We start from the raw sequence: 17,678 nt of genomic DNA on the forward strand, positions 1-17,678 counted from the left end.
GTTATAGAAATCAAGGTACAGGATCATGCCCATGGCCACCCCAAGGGTTGCAACGCGCAATTCGTTTCAAAGCCATCCAGCCACCTTTAAAAGGACCATATTTCAGAATAGCTTCCTTACCGTACTGAGAACAGGTAGGTGTATATCTACAATTGGCGCCTAAAAATGGTGAGATAAAAACTTGGTAGAAACGAATAATAGCCAAGAAAATAAAACTAAACAAGGGTCTAATCCCCTTTTTCCAAATAAGCTTCAGCATATTCATCCTGCAATTTTTTCAGCATTTTATTCATTGCGGTACTAAACACATCATACGCTAAGATCTGCTTGCCTACATATTGAATAGCTAAATACAAAGTTACATTATGTTTCAACAAAAATGGAATTAAATCATTCGATTTTTGTAAACGGTAACTCTCACGCATCATTCGCTTAATCGAATTGCGATCAACTGCTCTTTTGAACCTACGTTTGGATACGGAAATGATAGACTGACTGGAGGGAATATGGTCAGTCAAGTTGTTTTTCTCGAAGATAAAAACAACCCTAAATGGATACAAAACAAAAGAAGAACCGCTTTTAAAAAGCGCATCAATACGCCTTTTCGCACATAACCGTTCTTCTTTTGTAAATGTATTTTTCATACGATGACTTGATCTTATTAGAAAAAGCTCTTATAAGCGGCCACCGATCCTTGTCAAAGATTAACCTTTGTGACGGTATTCGTCAGACACTGTAAGACGTTTTCTACCTTTAGCTCTACGTGAAGCTAATACTCTTCTACCGTTTGCAGAGCTCATACGCTCTCTAAAACCGTGTTTGTTTCTTCTTTTTCTTTGCGATGGCTGAAATGTTCTTTTCATGACGCTATTATGCTAATTTGTTCTTACTTCAATTAATACAAAACTCCCCAAGAGGAATGCAAAAGTAAAGTTTATTTTAGACAAAAACAAACAATATTACGAACATTTAAAGTTAATGTGAAGCAGACAAGCTAATTTATTCAGCTACAGCTTCAAAAAACAATTTTTCAACTACCATAAATAAAATCAGCACAGTTTGACTGTGCTGATTTTTATAAATGAAGTATATACCTTACACTATTTATTTTTCAGAATATCCCTGATCTCAGTCAAAAGTGTCTCTTCTTTCGTCGGTGCTGCAGGTGCTGCCGGAGCTGCTTCCTCTTTACGTTTCAATGAATTTAAAGCTTTGATAACACAAAAAATACAGAATGCTACAATTAAAAATTGAATAACCACATTAATAAAGTTTCCATAATTAATGGATACTTCAGCTTGTTTAGTAGCTTCATCAGCGGCCTTCAAAATCAATTTTTTGGATGAAAAATCAACACCGCCTGTTAAATAACCAATGGGCGGCATGATAATATCGTCAACCAATGAGGTGACAATTTTACCAAAGGCTCCACCGATAACAACACCGACAGCTAGATCGACCACGCTGCCGCGCATTGCAAACTCTTTAAACTCTTTTAAAAATCCCATATTTAAATTTTTTAGTCCATAAATTATGACAAAACTAGTAATTGTCACATAAATCTAATTAAAATATGCCAATTTTTTATCGTTAAACTCATATTGTGCTATATTTTCTAGCCTATGTCCTATTTATATAAAAAGACACGCAACTCGCCCCGCCCCAATTTTTATTAACTTAATTTCTTATATTTGCGCGTTAACTAGTAAAATATCAAGATATATTGTATATTGTTAGTACTTTATTTCATACGGTAATTAAAGCCCAGCATCAGATAGCATATCTATGAAAAAGATTCTTATAGCAGACGACCACGGTATTGTACGGTTAGGAGCCTCCGTTATTATTAAAGAAACTCTTCAAAAGGCAGAAATATTCCAAGCTGAAACCTTTGATGAGGTTCTTGAAAAAATAAAGGTAGAGGATTTCGACCTATTATTGTTGGACATTAATATGCCGGGAGGAAATAATATACGCGTCGTTGAGGAAATCCTTCAAATTCGACCGAGCATCAAAATTTTGATTTTCTCGTCTTATGACGAATCCCTATATGCTTTACGTTATATCGAAGCAGGAGCGGTAGGTTATCTCAACAAAACAACGGCTATGGCTGAACTTTCCAATGCAATTTTGGCTATTCAGGATAGAGGAAAGTATATGTCGAGCACCGTCCAGGATCTATACATCCAGAAATTGACACAAAGTAAGTCTGAATTGACAAAACTGAATCCGTTGGCACGTTTGTCAAATAGAGAAGTGGACGTTGCTAAGCAATTGATAAAGGGACTTGGTATTATCGAAGTATCTAGCTTATTGGAGTTAAGCCCTTCAACCGTGAGCACATATAAAAGTAGGATCTTCGAAAAACTCAATGTTTCTAATATCCCCGAACTTATCGAACTTTTCAGAATACACTCCAACAATTAGTCATTTTGTTGGAGTGTATTTCGTATTCTAGCTTAACTCATCCATCGTAACAACTGGAACATCTTTTACGTTCAGGTCTTTTAAAGGTTGAGATTTCTTATAAGAATACCCCACCTCTGCTTCTAAATCCCATAACATCGGTGCTAAAAAGTTGAGGCAGGTCGTAAATCCTTGAACCGTTGCAGAAAAATCACCTGTATCTTTCGAATTCTTCGCTTCATTTTCGATCTCAAAAGGCCCACTAAAGCCGCGTTCTTGTAATAAGTCAACGAAACCGCGCCAATCCATACTGTCGGATCCGCCAAAGCCAGGCAGCATTGCTTCGTAGTGATGTCTATCCCAGTCATGCCCCGGAATACTCACATTGGCCTTTTTAGCCAATTCAGCGTCAACATGTTGCATTGGATACATTCCCCCCCAATCAATACGTGCAGCAGTCTGTAAATTACGTGTAGTCTTCACATGTATACGCTGTAAACGGCTGATATCTGTATTACGAATGACCTCAATTGGATTTGTATTTTGCCAAACATCATGTGAAGGATCATAGATCTCGCCATGCGCTTTACTCGGAATCATCGCATACATTAATTTACGAGCGGCCAGCACGGCGGGAAGATTGTTATAGGTAGAGCTATAACGTGAGGAGCGCCATCCTTCCATTGGGCAGTTTTCATAAAGTATGGTTACGCCTAAACTTTCTGCATAATTAACAATTGGGGCAAATACGCGTTTGTATTCTTCGAGATTTTTTTGAAATCCATCAATTTGATTGCCCAATTCGTGGTTATAGCCTACAAATGTCCCTACCTTGACGTTATTTTCATCGCCACCAAGCAAATGTGCAATACGGATCAATTTCAGTAAATGATTTTGGTTCTTCACGCGTTGTTCAGGGTCGCCTCCAATCATATTTTCAAAAGCACCAAGCGAAAGTTTTAAATCAACCTGATTGAATAACTCAATAATTTCCCTTGCTTTTGCAGGCGTAAAATCGTCATAGTCTAAATGCGTTGCAGTATGATCTTCACGGGTACCGTCTTTTCTAAACACACAAAGGTCTATCCCCCCAGCGCCGATCCTTTTGGTCGTCTGGATCAACTCCGGTAAGGATAATTTATCAAATGCAGAACTCATTACCCATACAGGGTTATTTAATTTTGTCGTCATAGCTTGTATAATTGTCTTATTTCGGTATTTAAAGATACTAAAAAAGCCATCCGATTGGATGGCTTTTTATTATTTTATGGTGAATCAACTAGTCTACATTGTCATGTAGAAAAGAGTTGTTCGGTCTGATTTCAGTATTTCCATCTTCAAACGAAAGTGTAAAACGAGACACCTGAGATTGTGAAGAATGTGGTGTATCTTCCAATGACATTTGTTTTCTTTTGTAAGCAGGCTCATTCTCAAGCTCGTGTAAACCATTTGAAGATTTTAGTTTCATGCTTAATTCCTTCAACCGTAGAATACGTTCTTTCGTACGAACCAATTGATCTTCAAATGAAACTTGCTCTTCCTCAACCTGTGGAACCTCCACTTGTTCATTTGTTGTACTGGATGAAAAGGTTGGTTTTTCTTCATACGCCGACGCGGAAGGGGCAGTATACGAATCAAAAACTGTTGGCATCTGAAACTGAAACACAGACGGTGAAGTTTTCAATTGAAAATCACTATCTCCTGAAAATGAAGTTTCTTCTTCATAACCACCATCAAAACCTAAATCATGACGTATAACCTGAGGTTCCTCAACAGCCACCTGTTGTTGTACAACATTTCTCGGTGAGGTGAACAAATCAGATTGCAGATTATTTGGCGTTGAGGTATTGGAAGAAGGGGCCGGTGTATCCACACGTTGAACCGGAGTTACGAAACTATTCGTAGCTGGAACTTCTCTTGGTGCTACCTGTGAAACAGGTTTGATAAAAGAATTAGCCGGTTCAGCAGTTAAGGGCATAGACACTTTTGTATTTTCGCGTTCTTTATCGCGTTCTTCAGATGTTTGAAAACCAGTAGCAATAATTGTTACTGACAACTCATCTTCAAAGTTCTCGTCAATACAGTTACCCCAGATCAAATCAGCTGACAAACCGGCTTTTTCCTGAATGTAATCCGTAATGATTGCCACCTCATCCATTGTTACTTCTTTTGTTCCAGAAGTAATGTTCAATAAAATATAGCGAGCGCCTTCAATCTCATTGTCTTTTAATAAAGGCGAAGCCAAGGCTCCCTCTACAGCACGTAATGCACGATCTTCACCTTCGGCAACAGCATTCCCCATGATGGCAACACCACTGTCGTTCATTACTGTACGCACATCTTTAAAATCGACGTTAACATAACCAGGGATCGTTATAATTTCCGCAATACCTTTTGCTGCTGTCGTCAAGATATCATCCGCTTTTGCGAACGCCGCGGTCATCGTTAGATTTCCGAAAATCTCCCGAAGACGATCATTTGAGATGACCAAATAAGAATCTACATATTTGCGTAACTCAGACAACCCCTCCTCCGCTTGAGAGCGACGGCGTTTGCCCTCAAACGTAAATGGTGTAGTGACAATAGCAACAGTTAAAATACCCAATTCTTTGGCAGCTTTCGCCAATACAGGACTAGCACCAGTACCGGTACCACCACCCATACCAGCGGTAATAAACAACATCTTGGTATTGGTACCCAACATACGCTTGATATCTTCAATACTCTCGATCGCTGAATTTTCACCCACATCAGGATCTGCTCCTGCTCCCATACCTTCGGTTAGACTTATTCCCAATTGAACTTTATTCGGGATCGGGCTTAACTCCAATGCTTGCGCATCAGTATTACACACGATAAAATCTACCCCACTAATTCCTTGTTTATACATGTGGTTTACGGCATTGCCGCCACCACCACCAACCCCAATAACCTTGATTATTGAAGATTGTTCTTTTAACATTTCAAACTGTATTGACATAACTTATCCCTATTTAACTTACAATGAAGATGATATCAAAACGAATCAAACCCACTATATGTAATGTAATAATAATATAATTTCAACAAAAGTTTTCCACATTTGTTAAATTGTGGAAAACTTCAACTATTGTGGAAAACTTACTTCTTATCTAAAAAACTAGCGTCATCGATTTCGTTACCGTCTTTGATAAAACGTTTGAACCATGACAATAATCCTTGCTCTTTTTGTTGTTGTTCAGAAACCTCTTTCGTTGTCACCGTAGCTGCCTGCACTTTTTTCGATGGGGTGTGCATTTCTCTACGGCTATCTTCTTCTTCCTCATGCGATTGAATCCCTTTAATCAACAAGCCAATACTTGTTGCATACAAAGGACTTTTCAATTCTTCAAACAACGGTTTTGGTAAAACCTCATTCTTAGAAAGATATTCATTCGGAAATCCGATACGACAATCTATTCCAGTAATATACTCAACAAGTTGTACCAAATGTTTTAATTGAGCACCACCACCGGTAATAACAATACCACCGATCAGCTTATTTTCATATCCAGAAGATTTGATTTCATAGTACACGTGCTCAATGATTTCCTCCATTCTAGCTTGAATAATATAAGCCAAATTTTTAACGGAAATTTCTTTCGGTTCACGGCCTTTCAAGCCTGGCACACAAATCACTTCGTTTTCTTTATTTTCATCAGCTAATGCTGATCCAAAACGAGTTTTCAACAATTCAGCCTGAGAACGCAAAACAGAACATCCCTGACGGATATCTTCCGTTACAATATTACCGCCTAAAGGAATCACAGCAGTGTGACGAATAATTCCTTCATGGAAGATGGCAACATCTGTGGTTCCACCACCGATATCTACTAATACAACACCAGCATTTTTTTCGTCTTCATCCAATACAGCTTCAGAAGACGCTAAAGGCTCGAGAATCAACTCAGCAACTTCCAGATTGGAATTATCAATACATTTCTTGATATTTTTAATATCCGTTACACGTCCCGATATAATATGGAAATTTGCTTCAATACGACGACCAGCCATACCGATTGGTTCGCGAATACCCGGTTCGTTATCTACCGTAAACTCCTGTGGTAACACATGTATAATTTCTTCTCCTGGAGGCAGTACCAGTTTATACATATCCGAAATCAGTCGTTCGATATCGCGTCGAATGATTTCATCATCACCATCAGTTTTGGTAAATATTCCACGGTGTTGAATACTTTTGATGTGTTGGCCAGCAATTCCCACATTCACCACTTTAATATCCACATTAGACTGTGCTTCGGCTATCTCGACAGCCTCTAAAATACTTCCCACAGTTTTCTGGATATTAGCAACCACACCCCTGCTTACACCTGCAGAGTCAGCTTTGCCCACACCTAATAATTCAATTTTGTTTCCTGAGCTACGTCTCCCAACCGTAACACAAATTTTGGTAGTACCAATATCGAGTCCCACGATAATTGGGTTTTCTCTTTCAATTTCTGCTGCCTTTGAGTTCATAATTTCCTGTATTGTTGCTGTATTACTATAATGTATTATTTGCTACTTTTTTTGTTTGATCATCTGAAAAACTCCAGTTTCCCCGCTTTTCACAGATAATCTGACCTCCATATTTTACGTTGACAACACCATAAGCATTTATACCCACTTTTGGCATGATCTGCGTATAAAAGGTCTTTAATAATTCAAATTTTTGTTCCAATGAATCTGCCGATCCAACAATCAACTGCTGTGTCCCAATACGAGGCACAAGTTCAATATCCTTATCCCCGTTGACGTAGATCTGCACAACCTGATTACTCCATAATTCATCGTTTTTGATAAACTCTATAACCTTTACCAAATCTTTCACCAAGGGCGTTGATATGGTATCCAGTGCTTCATTATATCCTTCGGCGATGTTACCCGTTGCAACCATGATATGCGGTATATACTTCAACGTTGTCGGTATCTTCAACCCATTAGGGTCCACATAAAATTCCTTTCCATTTTTGTTGATGACCCGCATGACAGCCTCGCGCTGACTAATATTAATTCTGATCGTACCATCCATATCAGCATGTATACTGGCATCGGAAACATAAGGTAATTTGCGCAAGGTTTTTTCAACCTTTTGAAAGGGAATTCCATTGACTTTCTTTCCCGCAAAACTACCATAGTTTTGTTCGATCAGTTTGGAGATATCAGCCTGATCAATAAAAGCTTCTGTGCCTTCAATGACAATTTTAATATCTTTACAAACCTGCTGCTCATCACGTTTCCCCACAATAGTCATAATCACGACGACAACTATTACGCCGATAAAAAACAGCGTAAAGTAGAGTACACGATTCCATTGGATGTTACGTAATTTTTTAAGCATGCCCTAAAATTTCCTGTAACGGTTTAACCAATTTATCAATATCACCTGCCCCAACTGTGACAATCAGTTCCGGCTTTTCATCGCGTGCGAATTCCAAGACTTCTTCTGCAGTTACAAGCTGTTTTTTCTCTGCCGTAATTTTATCCAATAACCAACTCGAATTGATCCCTTCAATAGGAAGCTCCCGTGCTGGATAAATTTCCATTAACAACAGATTGTCTGCCATGGACAACACCTCTGCGAAACCATCCACAAAATCCCGAGTACGGGTAAATAAATGCGGCTGAAAGACCACATTTAATTTTTTTGTGGGATACAATTTACGCATCGAAGTTAAAAATGCACGCAGTTCCTCTGGATGGTGCGCATAGTCATCGATATACACCGTTCCAGGTTTACGGACAATATATTCAAACCTTCTTTTTACTCCTTTGAATGTTGTCAATGCCTTCTTGATCGCTTCATTTTCAATCCCAAGTAACCGGGCTACTGCAATCGCGGCTACCGCATTTTCAACATTGTGGGTACCAGGAATACCTAAATGGATATCATGTATCCGCCCGTTGGTATCTTGGTAGTCAAAAAAGAACTCTCCGTCGCGTACATGCACATTGGAAGCATATGCATCAGCGATTTCATGGCCTGAATAATTTATCTGCCCAGCAAACTCGAGGCCTTTTTTTATAATACGTGTACCTCCTTCAACTACTTTATCCAAGAACAATTGGAATGATTCGAGCAGATGGCTGCGATCTCCATAAATGTCCAAATGATCCGCATCCGAAGAAGTTACTATTGCGATATTAGGGTGAAGCGTCAGAAATGACCGATCAAACTCATCAGCCTCCACCACAACTGTATTATTATTTCCATAAAGCACATTGGTACCGTAATTAGAACTGATTCCACCCAAAAAGGCAGAACAGTCGTAACCCGAATCTTTCAATACATGTGCCACCATTGTAGAAGTTGTCGTTTTACCATGTGTACCGGCAACAGCGACCGTAAATCTACTCTCACTAATGATCCCCAAAACCTGCGATCTCTTATATAGTATATGTCCTTGAGATTCCAAAAAAGCTTTAATCTTCGAATCTTTAGGAATGGCTGGTGTAAAAATGACTAATGTCCCCGCTGTAGGTACGTGAAAAATAGCATCAATCGTATTGATATCATCCTGATATGAGATCGCGATTCCTTCCTTGACTAAGGTTTTAGTCAGCTCAGTTTCTGTACGGTCATATCCATTCACCTCACAGCCCAAATGCTTAAAATAGCGCGCAAGACCACTCATGCCTATACCTCCTATTCCGATCAAGTAAACTTGTTTTATTGCATCTAGATTCATACTTCGTCTATTTTTTATTAACCAATTTATACACCTCCTCGGCAATCTGCACGTCAGCATCCAACTTACCGAGTTTTTTAATATTTTCACTTAATTGTGCGATATGAGCTGCATCTTTTAATAAATTTAAAGCAGCAGGTATCAAGTCTTTTTTTGCATCACTATCCTTAACCAATAACGCAGCATCTTTATTAACCAATGCCATTGCATTTTTGGTCTGATGGTCTTCGGCCACATTGGGCGAAGGCACAAGGATTACAGGTTTACCGACTACACAGAGCTCGGAAATTGTACCAGCTCCAGCACGGCTAATAATTAAATCTGCCACAGCATAAGCATAATCCATACGCTGTAGAAAAGCCAACATCTTAATATTCTGCGGCAATTTCCCCGCTAACTCTTCCTGCAACTTGTCAACGTAGAAACTACCGCATTGCCAAATCAACTGTACGTCCTCTCCCTTTAGATCATTCTGATAAGCAAGCACACTCTCGTTTAATGTTTTAGCTCCCAAACTTCCACCGAGCACCAAAATTGTCTTTTTGTGTGGATCTAAACCAAAGAACGTTAAAGCTTCTTCTCTTTTCCCTGCTATCGCAATGGACTCGCGTCTTATTGGGTTCCCAGTGAGTAATACTTTCTCCGCAGGAAAAAATTGCTCCATCCCCTCATAGGCGACACATATCTTTGCTGCCTTTGCCCCAACTTTTTTATTGGTCACACCTGCATAAGAATTTTGTTCCTGCACAACAGTTGGCACACCCAATTTATTAGCCATCATTAACAAAGGTCCGGAGGCAAAACCACCTACACCTACAGCCACATCCGGTCTAAAATCCTTAATTACACTTTTCGCCATATTCAAGCTTTTCATAAGCTTAAATGGCAAGAAGATATTTTTCCACAGCTGTTTTCTATTTATCCCCTGTATATCAAGTCCAATAATTTGATAACCGGCAGCTGGCACTTTATCCATTTCCATCCGGCCATTGGCACCCACAAATAGAATTTCATTTGCAGGATCCATTGCCTTCAGTGCATTTGCAATTGAAATCGCCGGAAAGATATGTCCTCCGGTTCCACCACCACTAATAATTACACGAATTGCCATGCTCAATTTTTTATTATGCTGGAATTGATCCTATCACCACTTTTTTCGGTTTAGGCTTTTCATCCAGCTCCTCTTTACCTTTTAATTCTTCAATATTTCTGCTCACACTCAGGATAATTCCCAAGGCGACACTCGTAAATAAAATCGATGTTCCTCCCATACTCACCAGTGGAAGCGGAACCCCCGTAACTGGTCCCAAGCCTACTGCAACAGCCATATTTGCTAGGGCCTGGATCGTCAAACTGAACCCCAAACCCGCTGCCAGAAAAGTACCGAAAGCTTTGGGACTCATCGTGACAATACGTATACAACGATACATAAAGGCCAGATATAGAAATAGTAGGATTACCCCACCGACTGTCCCGTACTCCTCAATAATAATAGCATATATAAAATCTGAGTAAGGATGCGGCAACACATTACGCTGCACGCTATTTCCGGGTCCTTTTCCAAAAAGCCCACCAGTTGCTATCGCAATTTTCGCATTGTTCGCCTGATAGTTTTTATCATCCTGGAAGGATACCGTTTTATCAACTTTTTCAGTATGAAAAAAAGATTTTACCCGACTGATATAGGTTGCCCTACGTGGACCAAAAAAGATAACCATCATCAGAAGAATACCACCACCACAGCAGACAATAGCAATTTGTTTAAAACTAATCCGACCGATTAACAGCAATAAAACACTCACTCCAAATAGCATTAATGCTGTAGATAAGTTGGCCAAGGCAATCAAAATAAATACACCGCACACCGATCCCATAATAGGTAAGAACGATTTTTTAACATCCTTGATCTCTTCCTGTTTCCGGGATAACATCCGCGCAAGAAAGACAATGAGTGACAACTTTGCCAAATCCGATGTTTGAAACGTTAAACCGATACCGGGTATGGTCAACCAACGACTTGCCTCATTAACTTTACTACCAAACAATAAGGTAAACAGCAATAAGGGGATTGTAATGCCCATCATAATTTTGGATATACCAGCGTAATACCGATAATCCAACTTATGGGAAAGATACATGAGGATAAACCCAACGGCAATAATAGAAAAGTGTTTTAACAAATACATTTCTGTTCCCTTCCCTTCTTTGTACGCCAATGTACCCACCGAACTGTATACAGCCAAAAGTGACCATCCCGATAAGATAATCACAATGATCCATATCCATCGATCACCCTTCAATTTAGACATTATGTTCTGTAGCATATCCTTCCTCCTCTTACTGGGTTATACCATTTATAATTCCATTACAGCTGCTTTAAATTTATCGCCACGGTCTTCATAGTTCTTAAACCAATCAAAACTGGCACATGCAGGGGACAACAATACGGTATCACCTTTTTGCGCCAGGTGCGAAGCCAATACCACTGCATCTTGCATCGAAGTGCTATTGACGATAATCTCCACATCTTGTTCAAATGCCGTATGAATCGCAGCGGTGTCTTTTCCCAAACAAACAATAGCACGCACTTTGTCTTTGACCAAATCAGCAAGCATACTGTAATCATTTCCCTTATCTACACCACCTAATAACAATACGATTGGTGTAGAAAAACTCTCCAAAGCATACCATACCGAATTTACATTCGTCGCCTTTGAATCGTTAATGTAGTTTACACCGCCAATACAGGCTACATGTTCCAGGCGATGTGGAATATTCACATACGACCCCATGCTCTCTTTCATCACTTGATTTCTCAATTCCTGCACTTTCGCAATTAACCCAGAAGCCATGCTATTATAAATATTATGCTTCCCCTGCAATGACAATTCCTCAGCTCTCATAGTGAATGTATCGTTATTTGGTGTATTAATAATTATTGTCTTATTGGCATTCAAATAAGCGCCCAATTCAACAAGTTGTTCCTGTGTAAAAGGCAAATAAGTCCCTTTACTATGATGTCTTTCCAATCCTTTAATTGTTTCTGGATCGTCCAGGCAGTATATAAAATAATCGTTCTCCGTTTGATTCTGAATCATCCTAAATTTTGAATCCACATAATTTTCCATTTTATGGTCGTAGCGATCCAAATGATCAGGCGTGATATTCAATATAACAGCAACATCCGCTCTAAAATGGTACATATCGTCCAGCATAAAGCTTGATATTTCCAAGACATAGCAATCAAACTGTTCTCTAGCTACCTGAAGCGCAAAGCTCTTTCCAATATTACCGGCCAACCCGACATTGAGACCGCCATGCTTAAGCATCTCATAGGTCAACATGGTTGTTGTAGACTTCCCATTTGATCCTGTAATACAGATCAACTTTGCATCAGTATACTGTGCCGCAAATTCAATTTCTGCAATCACGGGTATATTCTTTGCTTTCAGAGCGACCACCAAAGGCGCTGTCTCTGGAATACCGGGGCTCTTCACAACCAAAGCAGCATTCAAAATCCGTTCTTCATTGTGATTACCTTCTTCAAAAGCTATTCCCTCGACTTTCAATTGTTCCTTATAGTGGTCCGCAATCAGTCCTTTATCGGATATAAATACATCAAATCCCTTTTCTTTTCCAAGAATAGCCGTTCCGACACCGCTTTCGCCAGCGCCTAAAATGACCAAACTTCCAGATTGAGGATAATATGTTGTTGCAATGTTTGACATCATTATCTAATTTTCAATGTTACAATAGTAAGAATGGCCAATATGATTCCTACAATAACAAAACGTGTTACAATTTTCGCTTCGTGATACCCCTTCTTCTGAAAATGGTGATGTAATGGCGACATCAAAAAGATCCGTCTACCCTCACCATATTTCTTCTTCGTGTATTTGAAATACGACACTTGAAGAATAACAGAAAGGTTTTCCAACAGAAATACACCACATAAAATCGGAATCAACAATTCTTTCCGGATCAGGATAGCAAAAGCAGCAATTATACCGCCTATTGCCAAACTTCCCGTATCACCCATAAAAACTTGGGCAGGATACGTGTTATACCATAAGAAACCTACGCAGGCTCCCACAAATGCTCCGGCGAAAATCACAAGCTCTCCCGAATTAGGGATATACATGATATTGAGGTAATCCGAAAAAATTACGTTACCCGACACATACGCTAAAATTGCTAAAGTGACACCGATGATAGCAGAAGTACTCGTGGCCAAACCATCGATACCGTCCGTAATATTTGCGCCGTTTGAAACTGCCGTAACGATAAAAATAACGACAACTAAAAAGACGACGAAAGTCAGATAGTCGCTCTGTAATCCGAATATTTTAAACACCTTAGCATAATCAAACTCGTTATTTTTATAAAACGGAATATTTGTCTTAGATGATTTTACGTTTTCAGCATAGGTTTTCTCCCCTGTACCTTCATTGATAACCACTTCAACGGGCTTGGTAGAGGTAGGCTTATCCACCCCTTTTCGAACAACGATATCTGGATGAAAGTACATTGTACAAGCAATTAGGGCACCCAAACCAACTTGTCCAACAACTTTAAATTTACCAGCTAAGCCCTCTTTATTATGTTTAAAAACCTTTATATAATCATCCAAAAATCCAATTGCGCCCATCCAAAGTGTTGTCACAATCATGATAATCACATAGATATTCGTCAATTTTGCAAATAACAAGGTCGGGATAAGGATACCTGCAATGATGATGATCCCACCCATCGTAGGCGTACCAGCTTTCTTTTTTTCTCCTTCTAGTCCCAAATCACGAATTGTCTCGCCAACTTGCTTATTATGCAAGAATTGAATCAATTTTCCCCCAAAAACCGTGGTAATAATCAAAGACGCGATTACAGCCATAGATGTCCGAAAGGAGATGTATTGAAACAACCCCCCTCCAGGTATATGAATATATTCGCTAAGCCACGTAAAAAGATGGTACAACATATTTCTATTGTTCGTTAAATGTATTCTCTAAAACTTCTTTATCATCAAAATGATGCTTCACACCATTTATATCCTGATATTTCTCATGCCCTTTTCCTGCCACTAGGATAATATCCCCCGGATTAGCCAGCTGAAATGCCGTGCGTATAGCCTCCTTACGATCCGCTATAGAAAGCGTCTTCGCTTTTTGGTCTGCTGCCACACCAGCTTCAATATCTTTAATAATCTGATAAGGATCTTCCGTCCGCGGATTATCAGATGTAATTAAAAAACGGTCACTATAACGCAGCGCCGCCTCTGCCATTTCAGGTCTTTTGGTCTTATCCCGATCGCCGCCGCATCCTAACACCGTAATGATTTTTTGCTCTGGACGTCGCAATGAACTTATAGTCTTCAACACATTTTCAACCGCATCAGGTGTATGTGCGTAGTCTACGATTCCAAAAACACCTGAAGCCGATTTCATCGTTTCAAACCGTCCTTCTGCACCTTTCAAGGTACTGAGTGCGGTCAACACTTTCACCGTTTCCTGCTCCAGCAAGATAGCGGCAGCATAAACTGCCAAAAGGTTATATGCATTGAAATCGCCGATCAATTTCACCCATACTTCCTGTCCGTCAACACTCATCAACATCCCGTCGAAATGGCTTTCGATCACCTTTGCTTTAAAATCTGCACCAGAACGCAAGCCATAACTTTTCCGGTGTGCCACTGTATTTTGAAGCATGATCTGACCATTTCTATCATCAGCATTCGTCAACGCAAAAGCATTTGCATCCAAATCGTCAAAAAACTTCTTTTTCGCTTTAATATAGTTATCAAAGGTTTTATGGAAATCCAGGTGATCGTGCGTAATATTCGTGAATATTGCGCCCGCAAACACCAAGCCTGCTATACGTTCCTGAACGACAGCATGTGAACTAACCTCCATAAATGCATAGTCACAGCCATCATCAACCATATCCCTTAACAATTTATTCAATTGAATAGGGTCTGGTGTTGTATGTGTTGCCGGTATAATCTTCGTTCCAATCTGGTTTTGCACTGTAGATAATAAGCCCACATGGTAGCCCAACTCGGTAAACAGCTGAAACAACAACGTAGCTACGGTCGTTTTACCATTTGTGCCGGTCACACCGACCAATTTCAACTGTTCCGAAGGATTTCCGTAAAAATTAGCGGCAGCCACTCCCAAAGCATAAGCCGAATCGGCTACTAAAATGTAGGCAACAGAGTCTAATGTCTCTTTTGGCAACTCCTCTACAATAACCGCTCTTGCACCAGAAGTAATTGCCTTGTCTACAAACAAATGACCATCTGTTTGAACACCTCGCACAGCGATAAACAAACTTCCCAACTCCACTTTTCTGGAATCAAAGCACAAAGAGTGCACATCGACCTCTTCAAGGTTCCCTACAACCTGCTGTACAGGAATAGCATGCAATACTTTTTTTAAATCCATCATTACTTAAGTTCTAAATTTATCGCCGTTCCAAAAGGCAGTTTTTGCCCTGCAGCTAAAGACTGCATTCCCACTCTTCCTTTCCCTGTCACGTGCGCTTTAAATCCGGCATTCTCCACAACATATAAAGCGTCCATCAATCCCATTCCGATCACATTCGGAACGATTCCTTCTTTATATTTTAAATCCATGAATGGTACACCTCGTGTCGAGGTATCCACTTCTCCCCGCGCAATCGTATCCCAATTCACGGTATGAATCCCCAACCTATCGTACACTTTTTTACTAGCTTCCTTCGACCCCTGCAAAGTCAATGGCATTCTTCCGCCCACGTTGACTGCTTTAAATGTCTTTTTCCCCTCCATCTCCATATCGTTTGCATATACCATATCTGCAAGCTCTTTAAATACGGGCCCCGCAATCGATGCACCGTAATAGCCATTTCTTGGGTTACGAATCACCACAATAATGGAATATTTTGGATCTTCAGCTGGAAAATACCCAGCGAATGAAGATTGATATCGTCTAGCACCGTACCCTCTCGAGCCATCAGCCATCTGTGCTGTTCCTGTTTTACCGCCAGAGCTATACAATGGACTAGCAACACTTCTACCTGTACCTTCAGTCATAACACCTTCCATCATTCCCCGCACCTCTGCTAAAGCATGATCCGAGGCAATCTTCTCGTTAATGACTTTCGCTTGAAACGTTTGAATTGTATTTCCTAAATGCCGAATTTCTTTAACAAATAGCGGCGCTATCAACTTACCGTTATTTGCGACAGCATTATAAAATGTCAACGTTTGCAATGGCGTAATTTTCATTTCATAGCCGTAAGCCATCTGCACCAGCGACAACCCACTCCAGCTTTTACTTTTTGATGTTTTCACCAAGGGGACCCCTTCGCCCGGAATCTGCAGATCTAGCGTTTTTCCAAAACCAAAAGAATGCAGTTTTGATGTAAACTGATCTGGGTTATCTTTATAAGCCTGATAAACAAATTTAGTAACACCCACATTCGATGATTCCTCAAAGGCCCTTTTCGCAGAGATTATAGACTTCTTAGGTGCATGTGAATCACGAATGGTATGCTTGTAAATTGGCCAATTACCATTACCAATGTTCACTGTTGTACTCGAGTCTATTTTCTTATCATCAATCAAAGCCAAATAAGAAGCCAACTTAAATGTTGAACCCGGATCTGCACTTTGCGCGATGGCAAGGTTGAACTTTTCACGATAGACCCCATCTTTATCTCGCATAAAGTTGGCCACCGCACGTACCTCACCTGTTTTTACTTCCATCATCACCACACAGCCCTCATCCGCATTACTCGTAATCATCTGCTTTTCGAGCGCCCTTTGTGCCATATCCTGCATATTCACATCAATGGTCGAAATAATATCAGAGCCATCAACCGGAGCAACCTCAATATCTTTGTTCACAGGGATCCATACCCCCCCGGCAATACGCTGCATCAACCTTTTCCCACTCTTTCCGTCGATATATTCTCCATACGCACCTTCCAGTCCAACATGAATATTTTCTTTCACATTTTTATAACCGATAGTTCTCGCCGCGAGATTGACAAAAGGCAAAATACGTTTGTTCTGTCTATCCGTAATCAAACAACTTGGGTAACGCTCCTTATTGACACGTGCAGATTTAAGTAAGGGAAATTGTTTTACCCGTTTTAAATCCTGATGTGACACATTTCGCTTGAGCAACAAGTAGCGCTGTTTTTTATTGCGTGCCTGTTTTAATAATGTCAAATACTGCCGCGATGATTTATCTTTAAAAAAATCAGCAAGTTTAATAGCCAAGGAGTCAACTTTCAAATTAAAATACTCTTCACCCTCTTCCGGAATAGCCATTGCATCAAAACGGAGCTCATATTCAGGCACTGAAGTAGCCAACAAGCTTCCGTCATTTGAATAGATATTACCACGAGCAGCTTCCACCTCTCGTTCCTGAATAGAAAGGCTATCCGCTAAAGCTTTCCAATGCTCCCCATCGACATACTGCAACTTTGTCATTTTTCCAAATACCAAAAACGCAAGTAGTACGATAAGCCCAAAAGCAAAGTAGACACGAACAAGAATCGTATTTCTGATACTCATAACTCTTC

Annotated in this window: 16 protein-coding genes; 1 reads left to right on the forward strand and 15 read right to left on the reverse strand. The window is 40.0% G+C overall.

The window, feature by feature from the left end; all coding sequences use genetic code 11:
* Positions 1–10 precede the first annotated feature (10 nt).
* The 4 genes from yidD to mscL form a co-directional block, all read right to left on the reverse strand.
* The gene (gene yidD, locus OK025_RS02375; protein ID WP_411567687.1) at positions 11–265 is read right to left on the reverse strand and encodes a membrane protein insertion efficiency factor YidD; all 255 of its coding nucleotides are present in this window, start codon (positions 263–265) and stop codon (positions 11–13) included.
* Positions 228–644 carry a ribonuclease P protein component gene (locus OK025_RS02380; protein ID WP_317668195.1) on the reverse strand — a complete coding sequence of 139 codons (417 nt, stop codon included), beginning with the start codon at positions 642–644 and terminating at the stop codon, positions 228–230. Before OK025_RS02380 ends, yidD begins: the two co-directional genes overlap by 38 nt.
* A 60-nt stretch (positions 645–704) precedes the next feature.
* Positions 705–863: a 50S ribosomal protein L34 gene (gene rpmH, locus OK025_RS02385; protein ID WP_075991291.1), complete on the reverse strand. Its 159-nt coding sequence runs from the start codon at positions 861–863 to the stop codon at positions 705–707.
* Between the two features lie 237 nt (positions 864–1,100).
* Positions 1,101–1,508, reverse strand: a complete 408-nt coding sequence (gene mscL / locus OK025_RS02390; protein WP_046673978.1) for a large-conductance mechanosensitive channel protein MscL — start codon at positions 1,506–1,508, stop codon at positions 1,101–1,103.
* A 277-nt stretch (positions 1,509–1,785) separates the two neighbouring features.
* On the opposite strand from mscL, the gene OK025_RS02395 reads away from it, so the two are divergent.
* Positions 1,786–2,427: a response regulator transcription factor gene (locus OK025_RS02395; RefSeq protein WP_309366537.1), complete on the forward strand. Its 642-nt coding sequence runs from the start codon at positions 1,786–1,788 to the stop codon at positions 2,425–2,427.
* 27 nt (positions 2,428–2,454) lie between these two features.
* Here OK025_RS02395 and OK025_RS02400 read toward each other — a convergent pair whose 3' ends face one another.
* The 11 genes from OK025_RS02400 to OK025_RS02450 form a co-directional block, all read right to left on the reverse strand.
* On the reverse strand, positions 2,455–3,597 hold the full coding sequence (locus tag OK025_RS02400) for a sugar phosphate isomerase/epimerase (protein ID WP_317668197.1): 1,143 nt from the start codon (positions 3,595–3,597) through the stop codon (positions 2,455–2,457).
* Between the two features lie 88 nt (positions 3,598–3,685).
* Complete coding sequence (gene ftsZ / locus OK025_RS02405) at positions 3,686–5,386, reverse strand: cell division protein FtsZ (RefSeq protein ID WP_317668198.1); 1,701 nt, start codon at positions 5,384–5,386, stop codon at positions 3,686–3,688.
* Positions 5,387–5,526: 140 nt separating this feature from the next.
* Complete coding sequence (gene ftsA, locus OK025_RS02410; protein ID WP_046673975.1) at positions 5,527–6,903, reverse strand: cell division protein FtsA; 1,377 nt, start codon at positions 6,901–6,903, stop codon at positions 5,527–5,529.
* 25 nt (positions 6,904–6,928) lie between these two features.
* Complete coding sequence (locus OK025_RS02415) at positions 6,929–7,765, reverse strand: cell division protein FtsQ/DivIB (protein WP_120335351.1); 837 nt, start codon at positions 7,763–7,765, stop codon at positions 6,929–6,931.
* Entirely contained in the window at positions 7,758–9,113 is a 1,356-nt protein-coding gene (gene murC, locus OK025_RS02420) for a UDP-N-acetylmuramate--L-alanine ligase (RefSeq protein WP_317668199.1), read from the reverse strand. The genes OK025_RS02415 and murC overlap by 8 nt, the downstream gene beginning before the upstream one ends.
* 7 nt (positions 9,114–9,120) lie before the next feature.
* A complete protein-coding gene (murG, locus tag OK025_RS02425) occupies positions 9,121–10,224 on the reverse strand; it encodes an undecaprenyldiphospho-muramoylpentapeptide beta-N-acetylglucosaminyltransferase (RefSeq protein ID WP_317668200.1) in 1,104 nt (367 codons plus the stop codon).
* A gap of 13 nt (positions 10,225–10,237) precedes the next feature.
* Entirely contained in the window at positions 10,238–11,437 is a 1,200-nt protein-coding gene (locus tag OK025_RS02430; RefSeq protein WP_075991285.1) for an FtsW/RodA/SpoVE family cell cycle protein, read from the reverse strand.
* 30 nt (positions 11,438–11,467) lie between these two features.
* On the reverse strand, positions 11,468–12,841 hold the full coding sequence (murD, locus tag OK025_RS02435; protein WP_317669752.1) for a UDP-N-acetylmuramoyl-L-alanine--D-glutamate ligase: 1,374 nt from the start codon (positions 12,839–12,841) through the stop codon (positions 11,468–11,470).
* Positions 12,842–12,843: 2 nt separating this feature from the next.
* Entirely contained in the window at positions 12,844–14,088 is a 1,245-nt protein-coding gene (gene mraY / locus OK025_RS02440) for a phospho-N-acetylmuramoyl-pentapeptide-transferase (protein WP_317668201.1), read from the reverse strand.
* Positions 14,089–14,092: 4 nt separating this feature from the next.
* Positions 14,093–15,553, reverse strand: coding sequence for a UDP-N-acetylmuramoyl-L-alanyl-D-glutamate--2,6-diaminopimelate ligase (locus OK025_RS02445; RefSeq protein ID WP_317668202.1), 1,461 nt, complete (start codon positions 15,551–15,553; stop codon positions 14,093–14,095).
* Complete coding sequence (locus OK025_RS02450; protein ID WP_317668203.1) at positions 15,553–17,670, reverse strand: penicillin-binding protein; 2,118 nt, start codon at positions 17,668–17,670, stop codon at positions 15,553–15,555. Before OK025_RS02450 ends, OK025_RS02445 begins: the two co-directional genes overlap by 1 nt.
* Between the last annotated feature and the right edge of the window lie 8 nt (positions 17,671–17,678).

Source organism: Sphingobacterium sp. UGAL515B_05 (assembly GCF_033097525.1).
Taxonomy (GTDB): Bacteria; Bacteroidota; Bacteroidia; order Sphingobacteriales; family Sphingobacteriaceae; genus Sphingobacterium.

Bases quoted from the DNA above. Each gene is read 5' to 3' on its own strand.
- ftsZ (WP_317668198.1), bottom strand. From the start codon at position 5,386: ATGTCAATACAGTTTGAAATGTTAAAAGAACAATCTTCAATAATCAAG.
- OK025_RS02380 (WP_317668195.1), bottom strand. From the start codon at position 644: ATGAAAAATACATTTACAAAAGAAGAACGGTTATGTGCGAAAAGGCGT.
- mraY (WP_317668201.1), bottom strand. From the start codon at position 14,088: ATGTTGTACCATCTTTTTACGTGGCTTAGCGAATATATTCATATACCT.
- OK025_RS02445 (WP_317668202.1), bottom strand. From the start codon at position 15,553: ATGATGGATTTAAAAAAAGTATTGCATGCTATTCCTGTACAGCAGGTT.
- mscL (WP_046673978.1), bottom strand. From the start codon at position 1,508: ATGGGATTTTTAAAAGAGTTTAAAGAGTTTGCAATGCGCGGCAGCGTG.
- yidD (WP_411567687.1), bottom strand. From the start codon at position 265: ATGAATATGCTGAAGCTTATTTGGAAAAAGGGGATTAGACCCTTGTTT.
- OK025_RS02430 (WP_075991285.1), bottom strand. From the start codon at position 11,437: ATGCTACAGAACATAATGTCTAAATTGAAGGGTGATCGATGGATATGG.
- OK025_RS02400 (WP_317668197.1), bottom strand. From the start codon at position 3,597: ATGACGACAAAATTAAATAACCCTGTATGGGTAATGAGTTCTGCATTT.
- OK025_RS02395 (WP_309366537.1), top strand. From the start codon at position 1,786: ATGAAAAAGATTCTTATAGCAGACGACCACGGTATTGTACGGTTAGGA.
- ftsA (WP_046673975.1), bottom strand. From the start codon at position 6,903: ATGAACTCAAAGGCAGCAGAAATTGAAAGAGAAAACCCAATTATCGTG.
- murD (WP_317669752.1), bottom strand. From the start codon at position 12,841: ATGTCAAACATTGCAACAACATATTATCCTCAATCTGGAAGTTTGGTC.
- OK025_RS02450 (WP_317668203.1), bottom strand. From the start codon at position 17,670: ATGAGTATCAGAAATACGATTCTTGTTCGTGTCTACTTTGCTTTTGGG.
- rpmH (WP_075991291.1), bottom strand. From the start codon at position 863: ATGAAAAGAACATTTCAGCCATCGCAAAGAAAAAGAAGAAACAAACAC.
- murC (WP_317668199.1), bottom strand. From the start codon at position 9,113: ATGAATCTAGATGCAATAAAACAAGTTTACTTGATCGGAATAGGAGGT.
- murG (WP_317668200.1), bottom strand. From the start codon at position 10,224: ATGGCAATTCGTGTAATTATTAGTGGTGGTGGAACCGGAGGACATATC.
- OK025_RS02415 (WP_120335351.1), bottom strand. From the start codon at position 7,765: ATGCTTAAAAAATTACGTAACATCCAATGGAATCGTGTACTCTACTTT.